Below are 21,035 nucleotides of genomic sequence, written 5' to 3' on the forward strand. Positions count from 1 at the left end.
AAGGCGCCTCAGACCTCCTGCCCGCAGGCGCGACGGAAGCGGCGCACGGTCTCGGCCATGCCGTATTCCAGCGCATCGGCGGTCAGGCCGTGGCCGATCGACACTTCGGCAAGGTTCGGAATGTGCCTGGCAAGCAGTGGCAGGTTGGCGACCGTCAGGTCGTGGCCGGCATTGACGTCGAGACCGAGCTCGGCCGCCATCGCCGCCGTGCGGCCAAGCTCGCCGGCGATCTTCTCGGCCTTTTCCGGATCGTCATAGCAGCCGCCATAGGGGCCGGTGTAGAGTTCGATGCGGTCCGCACCCGTTTCCTTGGCGATGCGCAGCGCCTCCATGTCCTCGTCGCCATCGGCAAACAGCGAAACGCGAAAACCCTTCTTCTTCAGCCGGCCGACCACATGGCCGAGCAGATTGTGGTTCTTGCGGAAATCCCAACCGTGGTCGGAGGTCGCCTGCGCCGGATCGTCGGGCACCAGCGTCACCTGTTCCGGCCGGTGCGCTTCGACGAGACCGAGAAACTCCTCGTTCGGGTAGCCTTCCATGTTGAATTCCGTCTCCGGGAATGCGCCGTCGATCAGGTCGCGGATCGGCTGCAGGTCGGAAAAGCGGACATGGCGCTGATCCGGCCGGGGATGCACCGTCAGGCCGGCGGCGCCGGCTTCGAGCGCAATGCGCCCGAGTGCGGTGACGGAGGGCCAGGGTAGATCGCGCCGGTTGCGAAGCATTGCGACGGCATTCAGATTCACGGACAGTTTTGCAGGCATGTCTGAACTTTCCAGAGGCGGGGCCGCTCACGGCCCGATGCGGGCAATGTGGATGCAATGTTCTACTGCATATTTAACGAAAGCAGAAACGGTTTGAGGTCGGGATTATGCAGCAATTCCAAGGAGTACCAATGCAATATCCGCGTCAATGGCGCGCAGTGCGTTTGCCCGCCTTGTCTTGATCAAATCTTGACAATCGATCTCTCTAATATGCAGGAAAGCTCAATCACAGGAACGAGACCTTCGGGCCGCCGGCACGCCGGCACCGGGCGAGCGAGCACCGCTACGATCTGTCACAGGGATTGAGGACGCAATTTTTACGTTTATTTCAGAAAAAACTCAAATTTGGCGTCTATCACCCCTGACAACCACTTCTTTTGGCCTTAAATTTCCGAATCAGATCGAATGGCCCTGGCCTACGCCGCGATCGCCTTCATAGATTTTTAGATCACATGACCCTGGAGCAAGCACCGATGACGACGGTCGAAAGACCCTGCGATGAGACGATACGGCGGACGCTCCGTCGCATCCTCGAAAGCAAGGCTTTCGCGCGCTCCGAGCGCTTGCGGGCGTTCCTCGCCTATGTCGTCGAAAAGGAGATGATCGGCGAAGGCCATCAGCTCAAGGGGTACTCGATCGCCATCGACGTCTTCGACCGGCCACAGGCCTTCAACGCCGACAGCGACCCGCTGGTGCGCGTGCATGCCGGCAAGCTGCGCAAGCTGCTCAAGGCCTTCTACGAGGGCGACGGCGCCGACGAGGATTGGCGCATTGCCATTCCCAAGGGAACCTACGTTCCGGAATACCGCCACGCGCGGACGGAAGTGGCCGAAACTGCCGCCCCCGCGCCGCGTCAACCGAAGCCGGCCAAGCGGCGCTTTGCCGGGCATCGCCCCGCCTGGCCGCCAGCCCCGCTCTCCTCGCCGCTCTCCGTTCTGAGCGTCCTGCCGCTGTTGCTCTTTGCACCGATGCCGTCGCAGGAAATGACGCTGGACCTCGACGCCCAGGCCAAGCTCTTCAACGCCCGCCACGCAACCGAGCGGGTGCTGCCCGCCGTTACCGTGAAGCTCAGCGGCGCCGAAAACAGCGATGCTAAGGCCTTCGCCACGGCGCTGCGGCTTGCCGCCCAGCGTCACAAGACGCTGGCGCGCGCCACCGATGGCGACACCGGCCGCCCCGTTTCGCGCAACTCCGCCCTCTCCTTCACCGTGCAGGTGACCTGGTACGACGCACCGGCCCAGGGCATTCGCGTCACCCTCTCCCATGACGGCGAAAACGTGCCGATGCGCCAGGACTTCATCACCTGGAAGCGGCTCGAGACCGAGCCTGACCTGCTTTTCGAGAGCATGTCGCTCGCCGCCGAACTGTTTTCGCTCGATGGCGAGATCTATAATCACGCCCGCGAAGAGCAGATCGAAAGCCCGCTGATGGGCTGCATGGCCGCCACCCAGCGCTATCGCAAGCACCTCACCCGCGACACCTTCGAGACCGCCTGGTCCTGCCAGCAGAAACTCTCGCCGCTGCGCGGCGACGAGCCGCTGTTCATCCTCAGCGCCAACAGCCCGCTCAAGGTCATCGGACACTGAGCCTGCCCGGCGGGGCGGGCAAAGGCCGGTCCGCATGAAGCGGCTGCGACCCCCGGTCCGCCACATTCGCCTGCCATACTGGGACTGGTCATATTAGCGATTCGCGTATACGGTACACGCATGCGTTGGGAATGGGTGCCTGGGTGCTCGTCAGGCAAGCATCGCTGTCCTGAGTAAACCGTGCCTTGCGCGCGGAGGTGCCCCAACCGAGCAGCAGGTATTGTCGTTGACGATCAACGAGTGCCTCACCGCGCGGATCCGTCCGCACCTTTGAGACCCGGCGATCGCCACCGCTTCCGGACGCGGATTGCGCGCGCCCCTGGGTCGGTCTCGATTCAGGAAATTGCAGAAACAGCGCGTCGAAAGACGCGCAGGCTGTAGACCGGGGACCTTCGACATGCCGCGAGACCACTGGAAATTCGAGGGCGTGCTGGCCGCGCCCGATCGTGTCGGCTTTCTGCCCGACCTGCCGCTTCCCCACCACGACCCCACGACGCCGCTGGCGATCGCCGACATGGCCGACGCTTTCGGCGTCACCCATCGCACGCTGCACTTCTACGAGGAGAAGGGGCTCCTGACCGCCGCCCGCATGGGTCCGATGCGGGTCTACAACGAAGATCACATTCGCCGCATGGCCGTCATCAACGCCTGCCGCGAGATCGACATGCCGATCTCGACCATCCTGGAACTGCTGACCGGACTTGCGGGCACCGAGGAGCAGGCCGAAGCCGACAAGCTGTTTCGCGACGCCCTGCTTGCCCGACGGCGTGAGCTTGCCGCCCAGCAGGCAAACCTGCGCCGGCAGATGCAGCGCATCACCGAGCTGCTCGAAACCACCGACGGAGGCGAAGCCACCGATGAGGACGGCCATGTCCATCTCTCGCCGATCGAAAGCGAGTGCCTGACCTTCATGGCCGACGGCTATCCGGCGGCGCGCATCGCCGGGCTAATGGATATGGACGTGGCGGCAGCGCTTACCCTTGAAGCCGGCATCATCCGCAAGTTCGGCGCCAACAACCGCTTCCAGGCGATCGCCAAGGCGGTGCTTTCAGGCATGATCTCGCCGGAATAGCGAGAAACGGCAGCCGCCCCCGATGCCTTGCCGTCCGCATCCTCGTGCGTGAAGAGGACGAGGTCGCGTTGCGCCTCGCCTAGGTCACGACGCTCTGCTGCAGCCCCTGCCCGCAGGCCTGCCACAGTAAGGCACGCCGAACAGTTTGCAGGTCCACGCGGCACAATTCTCTTGAACGGCAGACATTGCGGTGTCGCCATTATCCCGCACGTGTTACGAGGGCGCCTGAACAAATACGGACGAGAGACCCCGATGCTTCCCTGGATAGAGCTGGACCGCGCAACCATTCCCGGTGACGGCGACGAGCTGCGCCTGAAGCAGCGCGGGCAGGAATTCTCGATCATGCTCGGCTCGAACGAGCTGATGAACAGCCGGTTGAGCGGCTCGGAAGAAGCGCTGGCGACACTCGCCCATGAGCGCATCGCCGGCGGCAAGAACCTGAGCATGCTGATCGGCGGCCTGGGCATGGGCTTTACCTTGCGCGCGGCCCTTGCCGTGCTGCCAGGCGATGCCCGCGTGACCGTCGCCGAACTGGTTCCGGCCGTCGTCGACTGGGCGCGCGGCCCCATGGCCGATCTGCACAAAGGCACACTCGACGATCCCCGCGTCGATATCCATGTCGGCGATGTCGGCGCGCTGATCCGCTCGAAGAAGGCCGCCTACGACGCCATCCTGCTCGATGTCGACAATGGTCCGGATGGCCTGACGCGTCCCTCCAACGACAGCCTCTACAGCCACACCGGCCTTCGCGCCGCGCAAGCCGCCCTTCGGGTTGGCGGCGTGCTTTCCGTCTGGTCGTCAGCACCCGACAGCGCCTTCACCCGCCGCCTGCGCGAAGTCGGCTTTGCCGCCGACGAGGTGAACGTGCGCGCCAACGGCAAACGCGGCGGCGCCCGCCATATGATTTGGATGGCAACGAAGCGGTAACAGCTCAAGACGGCTGCACCTCAGATCTTGCGGAAGGCGCGGCTCGATATCGAGATCGGATTGCCTGATGGGTCCTTCGCATTGGCGAACTGATAGCCATCGGCCTGATGGATGGCCCCGAATACCAGCCCTTCCTGAGCGCACCCTCGGCTGAAGGCTTCGACATCCTTGACATCGAATACCAGCTTGATGAGGGATTGGCCTTTCCGCGCGCCCTTGGCGGTCGGATGGACCATCAGGCTGGCGCCACCGTCTTGCGGGATCAGCTCGACGATCCGGTCGCCCGCCTCGCGCGATGCCTGAAAGCCGAAGTGTTTTTCGTAGAAGCGAACGGTCGCTTCCACGTCATGCGCGTAAAGGATGATCCTGTTGATCGGCAACGACGTCCCTTCCCTCAGGTCGCGCCCGGCTCAATCACTCAACGAACGATGGTCAGCCGCTCCGCAGCGCGAGTAATCGCGGTATAGAGCCAGCGCTCGCGGGTATCGCGGAAGGCCCAGCTTTCGTCGAACAGCACGACATTGTTCCACTGCGAGCCCTGCGCCTTGTGCACCGTCAGCGCGTAGCCGTAGTCGAACTCGTCGTAGCGCTTGCGCGTCGTCCAGGGGATCTCGCCCTCGACATCCTCGAAGGCCGCCTTCAACAGCTTGATCTTGGCGGCACCGCGATCCATGTCGTCGTCTTCGGGCCGGATCATCAGGTTGATGCCCGGCTTCACCGTTTCCTTCGACGAGCTCATCACCTGCCACAGCGAGCCGTTGAGCAGGCCCTTGGCCGGGTCGTTCCGGAGGCACACGAGCTTGTCGCCCGATTGCGGATACTCGCTGGTGAACCCTTTCAGTTCGCGCAGGCGCTGGTTGTAGCGCCGGCGGGTCTTGTTGGTGCCGACCAGCACCTGGTCGGCTTCGAGCACCAGTTCCTGGTTCACCTGGGAGCGACCGATCACATGCGTGGTGCCATAGTCGCCATGCATGATTTCCTTGCCTTCGCGCACCTGCATGGCGAGCTGGATGATCGGATTGTCGCGTGCCTGGCGGTGAATGTCCGTCAGCAGGTAGTCCGGCTCCTGATTGGTGAAATAGCCGCCGCCCGTAACCGGCGGCAGCTGGCCGGGGTCTCCCAGCACCAGGATCGGCGTGCCGAAGCTCATCAGGTCCTTGCCGAGTGCCTCGTCCACCATCGAGCATTCGTCGACGATGATCAGCGCCGCCTTGGCGACCGGGCTCTGGCGGTTGATCGCAAACATCGGCGCGATCGAGGTCTTGCCGGTTTCCTCGTCAGAAACCTCCTCTTCGCCGCGCGGCCGGTAGATCAGCGAGTGAATGGTCTTGGCGTTGCTCGCGCCCTTGGAGCGCAGCACCTGCGCCGCCTTGCCGGTAAAGGCGGCAAACAGCACGTCGCCATCGACATGCTCGGCAAAATGCCGGGCCAGCGTCGTCTTGCCGGTACCGGCATAGCCGAACAGCCTAAAGAGCGGCGAGCGGCCCTCTTTCAGCCATTGCGAAACGGCCTTCAGGGCCTCGTCCTGTTGCGGTGCGAATTGCATGAGGCTGAGTGTCAGGATTCGGGCCGCACACGCAAGCCCGGAATTGCGGCCCCACCGGAGGACCAGGAGCCGCCAGCTTCTCGAGCGTCACCGCCGCGCGCAAAATTACCCCGTAAAATCAAGGCCGCGCCTCGTGACGGTTCCTTCCGGCGCGGCTTACGCCCGGTGGAATTTGTTCACGTTTTTTTCTCATTTCGCCTCCTGCCCGCACGGTGCTCGCATTGCCCGCTGTCGATCCTGTGGCACTTTCTTGCTCTGCCCCTTGAATGCAACGCCGCATTGTTGCTAACGAGCGTGACGTGATGGCGCCCGCGCTTCTGCTGGCGAAGACCATCGCTCGAAGCCCGTCAAGGCCGGCCCCGGTGGCCGTTCCCGCCTTTCCGGGCCATGCCGGAGAGTGCCCGTGAAAACCGACAAGCCAGCTGCGCCGCCCGCCCCGGACAAGGTCGGCATCGGACGGTTCGCGCCCTGGCTGCAATGGAGCCTGCTGCTTGCGGTCTCCATCGTCCTTGCCTCGTTTTTCGAATTCATCGGCCTTCCGGCCGGGCTGCTCATGGGCCCGATGCTGGCCGCCGTGCTCGTCGGCATGAATGGTGGCACGATACGCCTGCCGCGCCAGCTGTTCTTCTGCGTGCAGTTCATCCTGGCAATGATGATTGCCGGTGCCATGACGCCGGGCATGCTCGCCACCTTCTCCGGCAACTGGCCGCTGTTTCTCGCCGTCATCCTCTCGGTCATCGCCGTCAGCACGCTCTGCGGCTGGGTCATCACCCGCATGCGCATCCTGCCGGGCACAACCGCGATCTGGGGATCGTCGGCAGGCGCCGCCTCGACCATGCTGCTGATGGCTGACGCCTATGGGGCCGATGCACGCCTCGTCGCCTTCATGCAGTATCTGCGCGTGATCTTCGTCGCCAGCACCGCGACCGTGGTCGCGCATATGTGGGTCACCGGCGCCGAAGCCGAGCAGACCACCCACTGGTTCGCACCGATCGACGGCCTGCTTTTCCTCGAGACAATCGCCGTCGGGCTTGGCGCAGCGCTCGCCGGCCGCTTCCTGCGCGTGCCCGCCGGTGCCTTCCTGCTGCCCTTCCTTCTCGGCGCCGTGCTGAACGTCTCAGGCGTCATGACCACCGCGCTGCCGCAATGGCTGCTGGCGATCTGTTTTGCCATGCTCGGCTGGAACATCGGCCTCGGCTTCACCCGCCAGATCCTCATCCATGCCCGCCGCGCGCTGGTGCCGACGATCATCTCGATCGTCGTGCTGATCTCGTTCTCCGGCCTGCTTGCCCTGCTTTTGATCAAGGTGGTCGGCATCGATCCGCTGACCGCCTATCTCGCCACCAGCCCCGGCGGCCTCGACTCGATCGCCGTCATTGCCGCCTCGAGCAATGTCGACCTCTCCTTCGTCATGGCCCTGCAGACCGCCCGCCTGCTGATCATCACCATGATCGGGCCGGCGCTCGCCCGCTTCGTCGCCGACCGGGCTTGACGATGTTGGCCCGGCACGTTTCCAATGCGCTGCCGGGAGAACGCTCGTGAAGACGCTCAGAATCTATGGACCTCCGGAAGCCGCGCTTCCCTTCGACCTGCGCGACATCCTGCAGCGCCTCGCACCCCGCACACTGAGAGCGTCGTGGAGAGTTTCCGCCGTCGACGCAGGTTATCAATGGTTCGATGCCACCGGCCCCGGCGGCGACGTTCTGGAGAGTTGGGCCCAGTCCGGGAGCATGATCGAGGGCCGGCACCTGGCCGCCGCTGTGCAAGACGTTCTCCAGATCATCTGGGGAGAGTTTACCGGTTTCCTGCCCGGCACCCCGAACAGCCCCTGGATCGTCATTCGCGCCATCGACAGCACGTTTTACGAAATCACCACGGACGACGAGACGGTTCTCCAACGGGTGGAGACCGGTTTCCAGGGCGCTCGCCGTTCTGATGCCCCGTGGAAACCGGCCGACTAGCACCATCGGCCGCTCCCTCACGAAAGCGTCTGCAATCCTCAGGCGCTTTCCGCCGATCGCGCAGCGAAGCGCGCCATCACGGTGGAGACCGCCTCCTTGGTGAGCCGCACGCGCGGCAGTTCGGCCGATTGTTCATGGACCAGCAACCAGAGATCCGGGGCCAATGGCGGCGCCTCCGGCAGCAGCGGCGTGAATCCTGCCGCCTCGGCCGCAAAGGCAGGAAGCACGGCAAAGCCGAGCCCGTTTTTCACCGCCGCCATCTGCGCGCCGAGCGAGGAGAAGCGCATCGCCGGCTGCAGGCCGGGGCATAGGGTTTCCAGCCAGGCGACCATAATCAGGTAGCTCAGCTCCTCGCTCCAGCCGACCAGCCGGTGGCGGTAGAGGTCGGCAGGTGCGCTCGGCATGCCGTGACGCGCGATGTAGCCAGGCATCGCATAAAGGCCGAAGGCGAGTTGGCCGAGCCTGCGCTGGCGATAGTTGCCCTGCTGCGGCCGCACCAGGCGCAGAACGATGTCGGCCTCTTCGCCGGCAAGCCGCACCGGGCGCACGCTCGAATGCATCTCCAGGCGGATTTCCGGATGCTCCAGCAGGAAACCGACGAGGCCCGGCAACAGGACCTCCTGTCCCAACAGTTCAGGCACGTCGATGCGCACCGGGCCGGCAAGGTCGTTGTCCTTCTCCCGCGCCGTCCGCTCGAAGACCCGCATCTGCGCCTCGGCCCGCTCGGCCGGCGCCAAAAGCGCCTCGCCCGCCGGCGTCAGGTCGTAACCGTCGCGGTGCGGCCGGAAAAGCCTGACCTGCAACGCCGCCTCCAGCACCTCGATCCGGCGTGACACGGTCGATGCGCTGACACCAAGCCTGACGGAGGCCGCAGTCAGCGAGCGCGCATTGGCAACGGCCAGAAAGAATTTGAGATCGTTCCAGTCCATATTGTTTTCCATTTTTGGAAATCAGAATTGCGGAATGGTTTCTCGACCGAAGCCAGGAAATCAAGCAGTTTCTTCTGAAACCCGGAGAGAAACCAGCATGACGCCCAACATCGATACCGTTCGATTTTCCGAATTTGGCGAGCCGTCGGTGCTCGCCTTCAAGGCCGAGACGCTGGGCGAGCCCGGGCGCGGCGAAATCCAGATCCGCCATCTCGCCATCGGCGTGAACTACATCGACATTTATCACCGCCGGGGTTCGGCACCCCTGCCCCTGCCGAGCGGGATCGGCGTCGAAGGCGTCGGCGTGATCACCGCGCTTGGCGAAGGCGTCGAAGGCTTTTCGATTGGCGCACGCGTCGCCTATGTGGGCGGCCCGCCCGGCGCTTATGCCACCCACCGCAACCTGCCCGCCGCCCGGGCGCTGGCGCTGCCGGAGGAACTGGACAGCCGAGAGGTCGCAGCCCTCGTCTTCAAGGGACTGACCGTCGAATACCTGATCCGTCGCTGCATCGAGGTGAAGCCCGGCGACACGGTGCTCTTCCATGCGGCGGCCGGCGGTGTCGGCTCGATTGCCTGCCAGTGGCTGAGCCACATCGGCGCGACTGTCATCGGCACCGTCAGCTCCACAGAGAAAGCCGAAATCGCCCGGGCCAATGGCTGCCATCATGTCATCCTCTACAGCCAGGAGGATTTCCGGGTCCGCGTCGGCGAAATCACCGGCGGCAAGGGTGTCGGCGTCGTCTATGATTCCGTTGGCGCCGACACCTTCGCCAGGTCGCTCGACTGCCTGCGCCCGCGCGGCACGCTGGTTTCCTTCGGCGCCTCCTCCGGTCCGGTTCCCCCGCTCGACGTCGCCTCGCTCTCGGCCAAGGGCTCGCTCTATGTCACTCGTCCCTCGATCGCCCACTACACTGCCGAGCGAGGCGAGTACGAAGCGGCGGCGCGAGAGTTGTTCGGCGCCATGCAGGCAGGTGTCGTTCGTGCCCCAGCCATCACCACCTATCCGCTTCACGACGCCCGCAGGGCTCACGAAGACCTGGAGGCCCGGCGGACGACCGGATCCGTGGTCCTGCTGCCCTGAACGGCTGTCGCCTCCAACTGGTCAGCGCCCTATTCCCCCTCTCGTCGGCCGCGCGATGAACGTCGCGTGGCCGGATGCGTCCTGTGGCCGACCTGCAAGAACCGAACCGAAACTTCCGCCAGTTCTCCGGGAATAAATCCTGTGCTTGCCGTGTCTTACGGTTGGATCTGCACCATGCGGCTCCCGCGGAAACGGGACGAGGAGGCTTTTCGCCCGTTTCCGGACAGGAAAACCATCTTGAGGAAGGACAACTGCCATGAGAACGTTTCCACTGACGATCGCCATGCTGCTTGCGGCCAGCGTTACGGCTTTCGCCGCGCCGCCGGTCAAGGAAGTCGAGACCGCCAAGGGCAAGGTGCTGGCCGGAGAAAACGGCATGACGCTCTACACCTACAAGGACGATCATGGCGGCGTGTCCATGTGCTACGATGATTGCGCCAAGAACTGGCCGCCCTTCTTCGCGGAAGCCAGCGCCAAGGCAGATGGTGCCTATACGGTCGTCGAGCGCAAGGACGGCAAGAAGCAATGGGCCAAGGACGGTATGCCGCTCTACTTCTTCATCAAGGACAAGAAGATGGGTGACATGACCGGCGACGGCATGAAGAAGGGCGAATGGAATGTCGCCAAGCCGTAACGGCGGCAACGAGGATGCGGGGGCACCCCCCGCCTCCGACCGGTTCGAAGAGGATGTGCTGGCCCTGGTGCCGGCACTGCGGCGCTATGCCCGCAGCCTGGTGCGCTCGGACCCGGATAGCGAGGACCTGTTGCAGGATTGCGTGGAGAAGGTGCTTTCGCGCCGCGCGCAGTGGCGCGGCGTGAACCTGCGCGCCTGGGCCTTCACCATCATGACCAATCTCGGCCGCAACCGGCACCGCTATGTGGCGATGCACCCGCAGGTGGCGCTGGACGAGGACCTGGGCCTTGAGGCCGAGACCCACGAGAGCGACCCGCTGGAGCGCTCGCGGCTCGAACGGGCGCTGAACGGGCTTTCCACGGAGAACCGCTCGGTGCTGATGCTCGTGGTGATCGAAGGATACCGCTACCAGGACGTGGCCGAGATGATGGCCATACCGATCGGCACCGTGATGTCGCGCCTGTCGCGCGCGCGGCGCCAGCTTGCAGAAGCCATGAAGGACGACAATGTGATCAGCATGCGGAGACCGAAATGACGGAAGGCCACAACACCGTCTCCGAAGACGACCTGCACGCCTATGTCGACGGCGCCCTTGGCCCGCGCGAGCGGTTGCGGATCGAGCAATGGCTCGAGCAAAACCCCACGCAGGCCGAAGAGGTCCGGCAATGGCGGGCGCAGGCGGTCGAGTTGCGCGCGCTCTTTGCCGGCTATGCCCGCAGCGACGCCGATGACCGGGCTCTGCTTCTGAGCAACGGCAGCGAACGCCCGCAACCGGATCCCGGCAAGGACACCCGATCGTTTGCCAGCATCGCCCGCGCCGTCGCCGCCGGCCTGGTGCTCTTTGCGGCCGGCGGCCTCACCGGCCTTTACGCGCCCTCCTTGCTCGCACCCGAGCAAAGCCCCCGGCCGACGCAGACGGCCGACAGCCTGCCGCGCCAAGCGCAATCGGCCTTCCTGGTCTATGCCAGCGAAGTGCGCCATGCCGTCGAGGTCGGCGCCGACGACCAGACCCATCTCGCGACCTGGCTTGGCAAGCGCCTCGATCATCCGCTCTCGATCCCTGATCTCTCCTCGCTCGGCTTCTCGCTGGTCGGCGGCCGGCTGCTGCCGGTCAACGGCAAGGCAGGCGCGATGTTCATGTATGAGGATGGCACCGGCCGACGGCTGACGGTGCTGCTCGGCCGCAACGACGACAACCGCGAAACCAGCTTCCGCATCGACGAGAACGACGGCGTCGAGACCTTCTACTGGATCGACGGCCCGCTCGGCTACGCCGTCACCGGCGAGGTGCCGCGCGATCTGCTGCAGCAGGTGGCGGATGAATGCTACCGGCAGTTCGAAAAGAGCGAGGCGACGAAGAGCTGAGGGGGAACCCGGTCAACGCCGATCAGGCTTTGTCGGCAAGGTATTTCAAAGAGTTACAGTCGAGCCCGCACATTCGTCTCACCCTGCGTGACCCGAGACGCCCTGCGCTCAAAATCGCCGGGACGCTCACAATTTTCGGGATGCATCAGGTGCCGGCGCCCTTCGCCACGAGATAGGCCGAGAACATGTCGGCCATCGCATCCGCATAGGCCTCGATCTCCGCATCGCTGCGCGCCGTTCCCGAAAAATCCTTCCCCACCGTCGTCATCGTCGTCATGATCAGGTCACCGGCAAGTTCCCTGAGGTCGGTGGGTGCGTTCGGAAGAAGCTCGATCATGAACTGGTCGATGAGCGGATCGTTGGCCTCCTTGGCTTCCCGGGCTTCGGGCGCATCGCGATAAAGGGGTGCCGCGTCGCCCAGGGCAACCCGAACGGCCGCTTCCTCGCATTCCGAGCGCAGGAAGGCGTGAACCAGCGACCGCAGCCGATCGAGCGGCGACCGCGACCCGTCACTGAGGATCGTCGCCAGCAGCCCCGACGTCTGCCGCCATTCGTCGCTTTGCAGGCGGAACAGGATCGCGCCCTTGTTGGGAAAATACTGGTACAGCGACCCGACGCTGACGCCCGCCCGTTCCGCGACGCGGGCAGTGGTAAATCGCTGCGCTCCCTCCTCCTCCAAAACCTGAACAGCAGCCTGGAGAATGGCCTTCACCAGCTCGTTCGAACGCGCCTGCTTGGGCGCTTTTCGTGAAGAAATACGGGCACTTGATCTGTTGGGCATTGGCACCGTCCGCAATGCGATTAGCGAATGCGACGAATTATTCGTATTTTCCTCGTGAACGCAAGCCCATCGAAAACGAAGGAACATCCGATGACCACGCTCACCAGCCAGCCTCTCAAGGGCCTTCTCGACCGCCTGTTCGACGAGGCCGATGCCGCGACCAGCCCCGCAGTCGCGCAACTGCCCGCAAGCGAACGCGAACGATTGCTGCACAGCAAGACCGAATATCTGCAGCTCTACGGGCTCTTGAAGGATCTGTGGCTTCCGGTTTCGCGTGAGACCGGCAACCTCCTCTACATGCTCGCCTGCGCAAGCCGCGCCCGCCGGATCGTCGAGTTCGGAACGTCCTTCGGCATTTCGACGCTCTTTCTCGCAGCGGCGCTGCGCGACAACGGCGGCGGCGAGCTGATCACCAGCGAATTCGAACCGGCGAAGGTGGCGCGGTCCGGACAGAACCTCACGGCAGCCGGTCTCGAGGATCTCGTCGAGATCCGGCAGGGTGACGCGCTGACGACTTTCACCGACCTTCCCGACGCGATCGATCTGGTGCTGCTCGACGGGGCAAAACCGATCTATCTCGACGTCTTCAAGCTGATCGAGCCTCGCCTGCGTCCAGGCGCCCTGATCATCGCCGACGACGCCGACAGTTGCCCGGAATATCTCGACTACATCCGTTCGGCCCCCGGCACCTACCTGTCGACACCGTTTGCCGAGGACATCGAAGTGACGATGCGCCTCGCCTGATCGGCGCCATCGTTTCGGTTGAGCGCCGGCGCTTACGCCCACGCAAGGGCACCACATCAAGGAGAACTGCAATGCATGTATTCGTAACGGGCGCGACCGGCTGGGTCGGGTCGGCCGTGGTCAAAGACCTGATCGCGGCGGGGCACAGGGTGTCCGGCCTGGCGCGCTCCAGGGAAAAGGCCGCAACCCTCGCCGCAACCGGGGCTTCGGTCGTCGAAGGCGGGCTTGAGTCCGCGGCGATCCTGCAGCGGGCCGCAGGGCAAGCCGATGCCGTCATTCACACGGCCTTCAGGCATGACTTCGTCCACGGCCCGCTCGACCAGGACTTTTCCAGTTTCCTGGAAAGTGCGGCCGAGGATCAGCGCGTCATCGCGCTTCTGGGTGAGGGTCTCGCCGGATCGGATCGGCCGCTACTCGTAACCTCGGGTCTCGCCGGGCTGCCGCTCGGTGCCACGGAAACCGATCGGCCCAATGCCGCCGTGCCGCGCAAATCCGAAGCCGCTGCCCGTGCCCTTTCCGAGCGCGGCATTCGGGCGGCAACGGTCCGGCTCGCGCCTTCGGTTCACGGCCTGGGTGATTATGGCTTCGTCCCGATCCTCGTGCGTCTTGCGCGCCAGACGGGCGTTTCGGCGTATCTGGATGATGGCGCCAATTGTTGGTCGGGCGTCTACCGGGATGATGCAGCACGGGTCTATCGGCTTGCGCTCGAAAGCGGCACGAGCGAGGACGTCTACCACGCCGTGGCGGACGAAAAGATCCCGTTCCGACAGATCGCCGAGATCATCGGCCGAAATCTCGGCCTGCCGGTCGAAGCCCGCCCGCCCGCGCATTTCGGCTGGTTTGCCGGCATGGCCGGCGGCAACATGGCCGCGTCCAGCGCCCGGACGCGAGCCTTGCTCGGGTGGAAACCTGTTGGGCCTGACCTGCTCACCGATCTGGATCAGGCAACCTACTACGGCACCTGACAAACACGTCCCTGCCGATGACGTCTCGGCAGTTCCCGCGCCGCGACAGTGTCCGTGCACGACTGCAGCCACCGAATGCCACATATTCCAAACTGCTTGTTTACGGTTGCAGGGAGCGTAATCTCAATTCATCCAGTCTGGGCCAGAGCGTGGCAACTTTGGCTGTGGCCGACTAGAGAGCAACTTTGGGGGTCTGGGCAATGTTCACGCTTCTCGCTGTCGTCGCGCGGGTCGAATTGGCGCGCGCCTTTTTTATCCTTTCCGCCCTAGGTCTTGCAGGCCTTTCGCCCGGCAACTCTCGGGCCCAGGAGCAGACACCCGGCTACCGCGCCTGGACTGGCGATTTCGACGGCATGCAGCAACGCCGCCTGATCCGCATTCTCGTCCCCTTCAGCAAGACGATCTACTTCATCGACCGCGGCGAGCAATTGGGCACAGCGGTGGAGACCGGCAATGCGCTCGCAGAGGAACTCAACAAGGACCAGAAAAAGGAGATCGACAGGATCAAGGTCGTCTATGTGCCAACCAGCCGGGATCTGTTGCTTCCGGCCCTTGTCGAGGGACGCGGCGACATCGTTGCCGCCAACCTGACGATCACGTCCTCGCGCAAGGAGGTCGTCGACTTTACCGATCCGCTGGCAACGGGCGTCAACGAAATACTAGTGACGGGTCCGTCGGCCCAGTCGATCGCAACGCTTGACGACCTCGGCGGAAAGACGGTGTTTGCGCGGCAGAGCAGCAGCTACTTCGAACACCTCGGCGCGCTGAACGCCCGCCTGAAGGCATCCGGCAATACCGGGATCGATATCCGGCCGATCGACGAAAACCTGGAAGACGAGGACCTGATGGAGATGGTCAATGCTGGCCTTCTTCCCTGGTGCGTCGTCGATGATCACAAGGCGCGCATATGGGCAACCGTGTTCGATCGCGTCGTTCTGCATGAGGATATCGCCATTGCTGCGGAAGGCGAGATCGCTTGGGCCATCCGCAGGGACAGCCCGAAGCTCGCGGCCACCTTGAATGCCTTCATCAAGACCCACAAGGTCGGTACCGCCTTCGGCAACGTTCTGAAGAAGCGCTATTACCAGAGCGAGAAGATGGTGCGTGCCGCCTACGAGCGCTCCGAGCTTGAAAAGTATCGCACCCTGCGTGGCTTCTTCGAGACACACGCCACCACCTACGACTTCAACATGCTGCTGCTTGCCGCGCAGGGCTATCAGGAATCGCAACTCGACCAGAGCAAGCGCAGCCCGCGCGGCGCCGTTGGCATCATGCAATTGCTGCCGACAACGGCCGCCGACAAGTCGGTCGGCATTAACGGCGTAGAAAAGGATCCGAACCGCAACATCGAAGCCGGCGCCAAATACATGCGCTATCTGATCACCACCTATCTCAATGAGCCGGGCCTCGATCCCGTCAACCGGACATTGCTTGCTTTCGCCGCCTACAATGCCGGCCCCGGAAACCTGCGCAAGATCCGCCGTATCACCAATGAAATGGGGCTCGATCCGAACATCTGGTTCGGCAATGTCGAGAACGGGGCGGCGAAGGTGATCGGCCGCGAGACCGTGCAGTATGTCGGCAACATCTACAAATATTATGTCGCCTACTCACTCTTCACCGATCTGGAAGCCCGCAGGGCCGAGAGCGCCGCACAGTCACCGCAATGATGCGATGCCTTTGCAGCGCACCGAGTTGCCATATGATGGAACCGGCAGGCCGCCTCACCGCAGCGGATCGTTCTCGATCACGATCGGTTGCCCATGCGGCGTTGCCTCCGCCGCGCGCTGCCAGCTCAGCGTCAGGTCTTCCAGTTCTCGACCGGAGGCGAGCGAAAGCTCCGTGACGAGGCGCGAGAGTGCGGCCACCCAGCAGTCGTAGTAGTCGCTGGCATCGGCCTTGCGGCCGGGTTTGTAAAGTTCGGCCGAAAGCGCTTCTGCCCATTCGGGCCAGGAGAACACACCCTTTTCGTGCAGGCGCACGGTCATGGCGAAGGCGTTCGCCTGCCAGGGCTCGGCAAAGACCGGATCGCCCTCCGGTGACTTCGGCAGTTCGGCCGAGGCAATCAGCGGCGATGTCACCTTACACGTGCTCAAGATAGCTCTCCCAGGCATCGATCGAGACGGTCAGCGTCGGGTCGGCGCCCTCGCCCCAGATCTCCGGCCCATCGAAAACGACCGTGTAGACCCATTGTGGATTTTCGCCGCGGCCATGGGCGTTGTCGTCAGGAAAGACGAAAGAGCCCTGCACCGCCTCGACCCGGCCGAGCTTGGCACGGGCATAGCGTGGCAGGCGCGTATGGGTCTCCGGATTGAAGTTTTTCGTGCGCACACGGTCGCCGGCGGCAAAGCGTGGGCACCCCTCGACCGGACGATCGCAGGGGCCGCCTTTGGCGAGCACGCCCGCCACCATGTCGGCCTTCAGCACCCGTTTCGGCGCCGCACCCTGTTCCAGCCTGTGGCCGCCGTCGAGTTCGGCCTGGGTTACGAAGCCGTGGCGCTTCAACAGGGTTTCGAGCGCCCGCGTCCAGATCTCGTAATAGCTCGCCGAAAGATAGGTCGCCGGGGCCAAGTTTTCGCGCGCATGCCGGCTTTCGTCGATCGTCCAGGCGCCAAAGGCGCCGCAGGAAAGCGTGACGCCGAGCGCCCGCTTTTCCCACGCCGCATGGAAGTAGGGCTCGTCCTTTTCAGGCGCCACCGGGCCGAGGCCGTGGGCGCCGCCGAGATCGTGTGGACCGTTCATCGAAGCACCTCCGCGGAAAGTGCCAGGCCCGTGCCGATCATCGCGTCGCGGGTGACGAGGGCAGCAAGCTCGTCCTCGCTGAACCCTTCCGTCCCTGCCGGGCGCTCGGGGATCACGAGATAACGCAGTTCCGCCGTCGAATCCCAAACGCGAATGCGCGTCGTCTCGGGAAGCGTCAGGCCGAATTCCTGGAGCACACCGCGCGGATCGATGACGGCGCGCGAACGATAGGGCGGCGCCTTGTACCAGACCGGCGGCAGACCGAGCACCGACCACGGGTAACAGGAACAGAGCGTGCAGACGACGAGGTTATGGGTGTCAGTGATGTTGAATACGGCGCGCATATGCTCGCCCTGCCGGCCGGTGTAACTGAGGCTGGCGATCGCCTCGGTCGCATCCCGCTTCAGCCATTCGGCGAACTCGGGATCCACCCAGGCCTTTGCCACCACGCGCGCGCCGTTGCGCGGCCCGATCTTCGTCTCGTAGGTCTCGACGATGGCATCGATCGCCGCCGGATCGATCAGCCCCTTCTCCGTCAGCACCGTCTCCAGCGCCTTCACCCGCGCTTCCATGTCGGTGAAATGGTTGTCGTGGTGGTGGTCGTGATCGTGGTGATCGTGATGGTGTTCGGACATTGCCTGGCTCCTCGCAACGCCGTGCCATCACAGGCACAAAGATGGCGCTGCCTCCTCATAAAGTCGTAGCGCATAAACCCCGGATTCGAAATCGATTTCAACGCCCGCGGGTACCCGCAATTGTCACCATAACAAGTCTGGCCCGATGCGGTTCGTACCAGGCCACCGAGTAAGCCGGCTACCGCTGCCGGCGATCATTTGCCACGCAGCTCCGAATGTATCACGTCCGCCATCTAGGCATGCTCGCACTGTCGGTCGCCTATCTCGCCTCCGCTACCCTCGTCGAACCCCAACTTTGGGCCGATCCGCTCGGGCCGCTCGTCAAGGTGCTGCCGTCGCTGCTTCTCACGCTGGCGACGCTGACCATACTGGATGAACGCTGATGATGCTCGAAGATCTGCTGCGCCTTGCCCATGTGATCGGTGCCGCGGTGCTCTTCGGCACCGGCGCTGGTATCGCCTTCTTCATGCTGATGGCCAGGCGCACGCGCGATGCCCGGCTGATCGCGCACGTCGCCGCAACGGTGGTCGTCGCCGACACGGTCTTCACCGCGACAGCGGTGCTGCTCCAGCCGATCACCGGTTACCTGCTGGCGACGAGCATCGGCTGGTCGCTGACGGAAGGATGGATCGCGCTGTCGCTGATCCTCTATGTCGTCACCGGCCTCTTCTGGCGGCCGGTCGTTTGGATCCAGTTGCGGCTGCGCGATCTCGCCCGGCTTGCAACGGCCAACGGTGCGCCTCTACCGCCGGAGTTCGACCGGCTCTATGCCATCTGGTTTGCCTGCGGCTTCCCGGCCTTCCTTGCCGTCACCGGTATCTTCTGGCTGATGCTGATGAAACCACAATTCGCACTATTTTAGCATCGGCCAGAGGCTGATGACGAGAAGCACCGCCATGGTGATGTTGAACCATTTCAGCCGCGAGGGTTCCGAGAGCCATTGGCGCAGCGCCGAACCGAAGCCCGCCCAGGTGGAAACGCTCGGCACGTTGACGAGCGCAAAGACGACGCCGACGACGAGCACGCTGAAGAGGTAGCTTTCGCTGCTGGTATAGGTCGCCATCGCTGACACCGCCATGACCCACGCCTTGGGATTGACCCATTGGAAGGCGGCAGCCCCGATGAAGGTCATCGGCTGTGTGCTGGCCTTGCCTTCGGACAGCGAACGCGAGGTGCCGATCTTCCAGGCGATCCAGATGAGATAGGCACCGCCTGCGAACTTCAGCGCCGTGTAAACGACCGGCACGGAATGGAGCAGCGCACCGAGGCCGAAACCGACGGCGATGAGCAGCAGGAAGAAGCCGACGCCGATGCCCAGCATATGCGGGATGGTGCGCACGAAACCGAAATTCACGCCCGACGCGAACAGCATCATGTTGTTCGGCCCCGGCGTGATCGAAGTGGTGAATGCGAACAAAAACAGCGCCAGCAGCGTATCGGCCTGCATGGTTTCCTCCCGGTCAATTGGGTCAGCATAATTGACCTATTAGCCGGCATCAGCCGCGAACTTGTCATGGTGACAAGTTTCCCCTCGGCGATAAATTGCCAAAAAACCGTTATAATACAGCAATTTGGCTTTAACGTTCGTACGACTTTGGACCTAGGGCAGCGCTAGGGTATCCGCCTGGGCCCTGCGTCCCTCAGACCCCGTTATGTCGTGCCGGGCCCCGGTGGGATGGGCCTGGCGGAATCTTACTTGAGGCCATCAGGGTCCCTACACGCCTCTCGGGCTCCGGCTCAACGGTAGATGGTCGGAGCAAGGAAGCGACCAGTCGGGTCGATTGAGCGGCCTGCCGAGAGGCCTCGGTTGATGGGGGGGCAATGCGATGACAACGCGCCCAAGCCCGTCGTTGTCCAGCCTCAGCCGTGTGTGTACTCTCGCTGTCATACACGTGGGTAGGAGGCCACAATGAGGAGGACGATTATTGCCGCTCTCGCCACTTTCGTGTTCACGGCCCCAGCCATGGCGCGATCAGAGGAGAGGCAGTCTATGACAACGCCATCCTTCACCGAATGTCAGAAGGTGCAGCAGGAGGTCATGCGCCTCGTCACAGGTGGAAGGGACTGGAAACTGGTGCCGTGGGACGGTGGCGCCGTCGCTCTATTTCTCCAAATCGACGGCACAATCGCCATCACATGCAGCAGCGACGGCACAGCCGAAATCTACGCGACGGGCGTCGCTACCAATGCGTTTCCGGGATTTGTTCGCGCCTTTGAACTCCTAAAGTAACAGTGTCCTTGGTCTTGGTGCGCACCGTTTTCAGCATCCGTACATTCATGTGACCGGTCGCCGCCAGGCCTGTGCAAGAACGCGGCCTCAGCCCCACTTCATCTCGCCCTTGGCGACCTTGGCGCCGAGCTCGAGCGTCGAGACGCCGGGCAGATCCGGATAGCGCTTTGTCATCGCTGCGATCAGCTCGCCGCTGTCCTTGGCGGCGGCCGCCGCTTCGTTGAAGGCTGCGAGATAATCGCGGGCGAAGCGGATGGCCTCGACGCCCTCCGGTCCGCCCGCGCTCTTGTGCGCCGGCACGACGATCGCGGGCTTGCGCGTCGCCATGGCATCGAGCGCCTCGATCCATTTCTGCCGCCCTTCCGCCGTCGCCTCGTCGGCCACCCAGACATGCGAGCCGGAATAGACGAGCACGCCACCGAAAATCGCCTGCAGTTCCGGCACAAAGAGATAGCGCCGGTCCTTCATCCCCTCGATCGTGACGATCTCGATCGTGCTGCCTTCGAGCGTCAACGCGGTGCGGTCGTCGGGCGTTGGCATCACCACATCGGCGAGCGTCTGCGGGCCATTGTCCTTCAACTGCGGCCCCCAGGTTTCAAGCTTTCCTTCAACATTGACCTTGATCGCCTCGACGGTTGCCGAAGCGGCGATGACCTTCGCATCCGGAAAGGCCTCGACGATCGGCTTGAGGCTGAAATAGAAATCCGGATCGTTGCAGCTGACATAGATGGTCGTCAGCCGCTTGCCCGTTGCCTTGATTGCCTCGGCCACCGCCCGGCCGTCGGAAAACGTGAAGCCGCCATCGATCAGGATCGCCTCGCTCTTTCCGGTCAGCAGCACCGGTGTACGGTTGAAGCCGGCATCATCCGCCTGGAAATAGCGCCATTCGAGCACTGCGGCCGCATTGGCAAGACGGCCACCGATCGACTGAATAAGGATGGCGGCGCCGGCCGCCGCTAACGTCTTGAGTGCGGTCCGCCGGGTCTGGATCTGCATGGGGTCTCCTTGGGCTTTTGTCGTGCCCGGCAGGATGAAGGCATGGGCGCTCTTGAAAAAGCCCGGCAGTCCGAACAGAC

Annotated in this window: 24 protein-coding genes and 1 pseudogene; 15 read left to right on the forward strand and 10 right to left on the reverse strand. The window is 63.7% G+C overall.

Annotated features, from left to right (window positions below; genetic code table 11):
* Positions 1–8: 8 nt before the first annotated feature.
* Entirely contained in the window at positions 9–761 is a 753-nt protein-coding gene (locus BLU15_RS03050) for a pyridoxine 5'-phosphate synthase (RefSeq protein ID WP_060516002.1), read from the reverse strand.
* 473 nt (positions 762–1,234) lie between these two features.
* On the opposite strand from BLU15_RS03050, the gene BLU15_RS03055 reads away from it, so the two are divergent.
* The 3 genes from BLU15_RS03055 to BLU15_RS03065 all read left to right on the forward strand — a co-directional run bounded on the left by BLU15_RS03055 (position 1,235) and on the right by BLU15_RS03065 (position 4,346).
* The gene (locus BLU15_RS03055) at positions 1,235–2,347 is read left to right on the forward strand and encodes a hypothetical protein (RefSeq protein ID WP_034792748.1); all 1,113 of its coding nucleotides are present in this window, start codon (positions 1,235–1,237) and stop codon (positions 2,345–2,347) included.
* Between the two features lie 397 nt (positions 2,348–2,744).
* A complete protein-coding gene (locus BLU15_RS03060) occupies positions 2,745–3,419 on the forward strand; it encodes a MerR family transcriptional regulator (RefSeq protein ID WP_034792747.1) in 675 nt (224 codons plus the stop codon).
* 252 nt (positions 3,420–3,671) lie between these two features.
* Entirely contained in the window at positions 3,672–4,346 is a 675-nt protein-coding gene (locus BLU15_RS03065; protein ID WP_060605403.1) for a spermine/spermidine synthase domain-containing protein, read from the forward strand.
* 20 nt (positions 4,347–4,366) lie between these two features.
* On the opposite strand, the gene BLU15_RS03070 is transcribed toward BLU15_RS03065, so the two are convergent.
* Together BLU15_RS03070 and BLU15_RS03075 are read right to left on the reverse strand one after the other, a co-directional pair.
* Positions 4,367–4,726, reverse strand: coding sequence for a VOC family protein (locus tag BLU15_RS03070; RefSeq protein WP_090294251.1), 360 nt, complete (start codon positions 4,724–4,726; stop codon positions 4,367–4,369).
* A gap of 38 nt (positions 4,727–4,764) precedes the next feature.
* The gene (locus BLU15_RS03075) at positions 4,765–5,892 is read right to left on the reverse strand and encodes an ATP-dependent DNA helicase (RefSeq protein WP_034792744.1); all 1,128 of its coding nucleotides are present in this window, start codon (positions 5,890–5,892) and stop codon (positions 4,765–4,767) included.
* Between the two features lie 451 nt (positions 5,893–6,343).
* Here BLU15_RS03075 and BLU15_RS03080 point away from each other — a divergent pair, with 451 nt between their 5' ends.
* Positions 6,344–7,384: an AbrB family transcriptional regulator gene (locus BLU15_RS03080; RefSeq protein ID WP_371273166.1), complete on the forward strand. Its 1,041-nt coding sequence runs from the start codon at positions 6,344–6,346 to the stop codon at positions 7,382–7,384.
* A gap of 46 nt (positions 7,385–7,430) precedes the next feature.
* On the forward strand, positions 7,431–7,853 hold the full coding sequence (locus BLU15_RS03085; RefSeq protein WP_090294255.1) for a hypothetical protein: 423 nt from the start codon (positions 7,431–7,433) through the stop codon (positions 7,851–7,853).
* 38 nt (positions 7,854–7,891) lie between these two features.
* On the opposite strand, the gene BLU15_RS03090 is transcribed toward BLU15_RS03085, so the two are convergent.
* The gene (locus BLU15_RS03090; protein ID WP_090294257.1) at positions 7,892–8,782 is read right to left on the reverse strand and encodes a LysR family transcriptional regulator; all 891 of its coding nucleotides are present in this window, start codon (positions 8,780–8,782) and stop codon (positions 7,892–7,894) included.
* A gap of 97 nt (positions 8,783–8,879) precedes the next feature.
* Here BLU15_RS03090 and BLU15_RS03095 point away from each other — a divergent pair, with 97 nt between their 5' ends.
* From BLU15_RS03095 to BLU15_RS03110, 4 genes are all read left to right on the forward strand, one after another.
* Positions 8,880–9,863, forward strand: a complete 984-nt coding sequence (locus tag BLU15_RS03095) for a quinone oxidoreductase family protein (protein ID WP_090294258.1) — start codon at positions 8,880–8,882, stop codon at positions 9,861–9,863.
* A 256-nt stretch (positions 9,864–10,119) separates the two neighbouring features.
* Positions 10,120–10,497, forward strand: coding sequence for a COG4315 family predicted lipoprotein (locus BLU15_RS03100; protein WP_034792736.1), 378 nt, complete (start codon positions 10,120–10,122; stop codon positions 10,495–10,497).
* Complete coding sequence (locus tag BLU15_RS03105) at positions 10,481–11,032, forward strand: RNA polymerase sigma factor (protein WP_090294260.1); 552 nt, start codon at positions 10,481–10,483, stop codon at positions 11,030–11,032. Before BLU15_RS03100 ends, BLU15_RS03105 begins: the two co-directional genes overlap by 17 nt.
* Complete coding sequence (locus BLU15_RS03110; protein ID WP_090294262.1) at positions 11,029–11,862, forward strand: anti-sigma factor family protein; 834 nt, start codon at positions 11,029–11,031, stop codon at positions 11,860–11,862. Before BLU15_RS03105 ends, BLU15_RS03110 begins: the two co-directional genes overlap by 4 nt.
* A gap of 145 nt (positions 11,863–12,007) precedes the next feature.
* On the opposite strand, the gene BLU15_RS03115 is transcribed toward BLU15_RS03110, so the two are convergent.
* Positions 12,008–12,643, reverse strand: coding sequence for a TetR/AcrR family transcriptional regulator (locus BLU15_RS03115; RefSeq protein ID WP_060515992.1), 636 nt, complete (start codon positions 12,641–12,643; stop codon positions 12,008–12,010).
* Positions 12,644–12,733: 90 nt separating this feature from the next.
* On the opposite strand from BLU15_RS03115, the gene BLU15_RS03120 reads away from it, so the two are divergent.
* The 3 genes from BLU15_RS03120 (at position 12,734) to BLU15_RS03130 (ending at position 16,022) form a co-directional block, all read left to right on the forward strand.
* Positions 12,734–13,387, forward strand: a complete 654-nt coding sequence (locus tag BLU15_RS03120) for an O-methyltransferase (protein ID WP_060515991.1) — start codon at positions 12,734–12,736, stop codon at positions 13,385–13,387.
* Positions 13,388–13,458: 71 nt separating this feature from the next.
* Entirely contained in the window at positions 13,459–14,352 is an 894-nt protein-coding gene (locus tag BLU15_RS03125; RefSeq protein WP_090294264.1) for an SDR family oxidoreductase, read from the forward strand.
* A gap of 200 nt (positions 14,353–14,552) precedes the next feature.
* Entirely contained in the window at positions 14,553–16,022 is a 1,470-nt protein-coding gene (locus BLU15_RS03130) for an MltF family protein (protein ID WP_060515989.1), read from the forward strand.
* A 54-nt stretch (positions 16,023–16,076) separates the two neighbouring features.
* Here BLU15_RS03130 and BLU15_RS03135 read toward each other — a convergent pair whose 3' ends face one another.
* Genes BLU15_RS03135 through nthA form a run of 3 tightly spaced genes read right to left on the reverse strand, consistent with a single transcriptional unit; the run spans position 16,077 to position 17,729 of the window.
* On the reverse strand, positions 16,077–16,466 hold the full coding sequence (locus BLU15_RS03135) for a nitrile hydratase accessory protein (RefSeq protein ID WP_090294265.1): 390 nt from the start codon (positions 16,464–16,466) through the stop codon (positions 16,077–16,079).
* Positions 16,435–17,094, reverse strand: a complete 660-nt coding sequence (gene nthB, locus BLU15_RS03140; RefSeq protein ID WP_090294267.1) for a nitrile hydratase subunit beta — start codon at positions 17,092–17,094, stop codon at positions 16,435–16,437. Before nthB ends, BLU15_RS03135 begins: the two co-directional genes overlap by 32 nt.
* Positions 17,091–17,729 (reverse strand): nitrile hydratase subunit alpha, encoded by a 639-nt coding sequence (gene nthA, locus BLU15_RS03145; RefSeq protein WP_090294269.1) that lies wholly within the window; start codon positions 17,727–17,729, stop codon positions 17,091–17,093. The genes nthB and nthA overlap by 4 nt, the downstream gene beginning before the upstream one ends.
* A gap of 236 nt (positions 17,730–17,965) precedes the next feature.
* On the opposite strand from nthA, the pseudogene BLU15_RS03150 reads away from it, so the two are divergent.
* Positions 17,966–18,112: pseudogene (locus BLU15_RS03150) on the forward strand (DoxX-like family protein); the annotation flags it as partial.
* Between the two features lie 2 nt (positions 18,113–18,114).
* Positions 18,115–18,591 (forward strand): DUF2269 family protein, encoded by a 477-nt coding sequence (locus tag BLU15_RS03155; protein ID WP_090294456.1) that lies wholly within the window; start codon positions 18,115–18,117, stop codon positions 18,589–18,591.
* On the opposite strand, the gene BLU15_RS03160 is transcribed toward BLU15_RS03155, so the two are convergent.
* The gene (locus BLU15_RS03160; protein ID WP_090294271.1) at positions 18,583–19,176 is read right to left on the reverse strand and encodes a LysE family translocator; all 594 of its coding nucleotides are present in this window, start codon (positions 19,174–19,176) and stop codon (positions 18,583–18,585) included. The two genes, BLU15_RS03155 and BLU15_RS03160, sit on opposite strands and share 9 nt — an antisense overlap.
* Positions 19,177–19,719: 543 nt before the next feature.
* On the opposite strand from BLU15_RS03160, the gene BLU15_RS03165 reads away from it, so the two are divergent.
* Entirely contained in the window at positions 19,720–19,959 is a 240-nt protein-coding gene (locus BLU15_RS03165) for a hypothetical protein (protein ID WP_127889203.1), read from the forward strand.
* Positions 19,960–20,046: 87 nt separating this feature from the next.
* Here the strand turns inward: BLU15_RS03165 and BLU15_RS03170 are convergent, their stop codons facing one another.
* Positions 20,047–20,949 (reverse strand): MBL fold metallo-hydrolase, encoded by a 903-nt coding sequence (locus BLU15_RS03170; protein WP_210187430.1) that lies wholly within the window; start codon positions 20,947–20,949, stop codon positions 20,047–20,049.
* Between the last annotated feature and the right edge of the window lie 86 nt (positions 20,950–21,035).

Origin of the sequence: Ensifer sp. YR511 (assembly GCF_900103045.1) — a bacterium.
GTDB classification, from domain to species: Bacteria; Pseudomonadota; Alphaproteobacteria; order Rhizobiales; family Rhizobiaceae; genus Ensifer; species Ensifer adhaerens.

Coding starts and splice junctions, on each gene's coding strand:
- BLU15_RS03055 (WP_034792748.1), top strand. CDS start 1,235: ATGACGACGGTCGAAAGACCCTGCGATGAGACGATACGGCGGACGCTC.
- BLU15_RS03060 (WP_034792747.1), top strand. CDS start 2,745: ATGCCGCGAGACCACTGGAAATTCGAGGGCGTGCTGGCCGCGCCCGAT.
- BLU15_RS03050 (WP_060516002.1), bottom strand. CDS start 761: ATGCCTGCAAAACTGTCCGTGAATCTGAATGCCGTCGCAATGCTTCGC.
- BLU15_RS03075 (WP_034792744.1), bottom strand. CDS start 5,892: ATGCAATTCGCACCGCAACAGGACGAGGCCCTGAAGGCCGTTTCGCAA.
- BLU15_RS03165 (WP_127889203.1), top strand. CDS start 19,720: ATGACAACGCCATCCTTCACCGAATGTCAGAAGGTGCAGCAGGAGGTC.
- BLU15_RS03155 (WP_090294456.1), top strand. CDS start 18,115: ATGCTCGAAGATCTGCTGCGCCTTGCCCATGTGATCGGTGCCGCGGTG.
- nthA (WP_090294269.1), bottom strand. CDS start 17,729: ATGTCCGAACACCATCACGATCACCACGATCACGACCACCACCACGAC.
- BLU15_RS03110 (WP_090294262.1), top strand. CDS start 11,029: ATGACGGAAGGCCACAACACCGTCTCCGAAGACGACCTGCACGCCTAT.
- BLU15_RS03130 (WP_060515989.1), top strand. CDS start 14,553: ATGTTCACGCTTCTCGCTGTCGTCGCGCGGGTCGAATTGGCGCGCGCC.
- BLU15_RS03160 (WP_090294271.1), bottom strand. CDS start 19,176: ATGCAGGCCGATACGCTGCTGGCGCTGTTTTTGTTCGCATTCACCACT.
- BLU15_RS03090 (WP_090294257.1), bottom strand. CDS start 8,782: ATGGACTGGAACGATCTCAAATTCTTTCTGGCCGTTGCCAATGCGCGC.
- BLU15_RS03095 (WP_090294258.1), top strand. CDS start 8,880: ATGACGCCCAACATCGATACCGTTCGATTTTCCGAATTTGGCGAGCCG.
- nthB (WP_090294267.1), bottom strand. CDS start 17,094: ATGAACGGTCCACACGATCTCGGCGGCGCCCACGGCCTCGGCCCGGTG.
- BLU15_RS03105 (WP_090294260.1), top strand. CDS start 10,481: ATGTCGCCAAGCCGTAACGGCGGCAACGAGGATGCGGGGGCACCCCCC.
- BLU15_RS03065 (WP_060605403.1), top strand. CDS start 3,672: ATGCTTCCCTGGATAGAGCTGGACCGCGCAACCATTCCCGGTGACGGC.
- BLU15_RS03125 (WP_090294264.1), top strand. CDS start 13,459: ATGCATGTATTCGTAACGGGCGCGACCGGCTGGGTCGGGTCGGCCGTG.
- BLU15_RS03115 (WP_060515992.1), bottom strand. CDS start 12,643: ATGCCCAACAGATCAAGTGCCCGTATTTCTTCACGAAAAGCGCCCAAG.
- BLU15_RS03100 (WP_034792736.1), top strand. CDS start 10,120: ATGAGAACGTTTCCACTGACGATCGCCATGCTGCTTGCGGCCAGCGTT.
- BLU15_RS03120 (WP_060515991.1), top strand. CDS start 12,734: ATGACCACGCTCACCAGCCAGCCTCTCAAGGGCCTTCTCGACCGCCTG.
- BLU15_RS03135 (WP_090294265.1), bottom strand. CDS start 16,466: ATGCCTGGGAGAGCTATCTTGAGCACGTGTAAGGTGACATCGCCGCTG.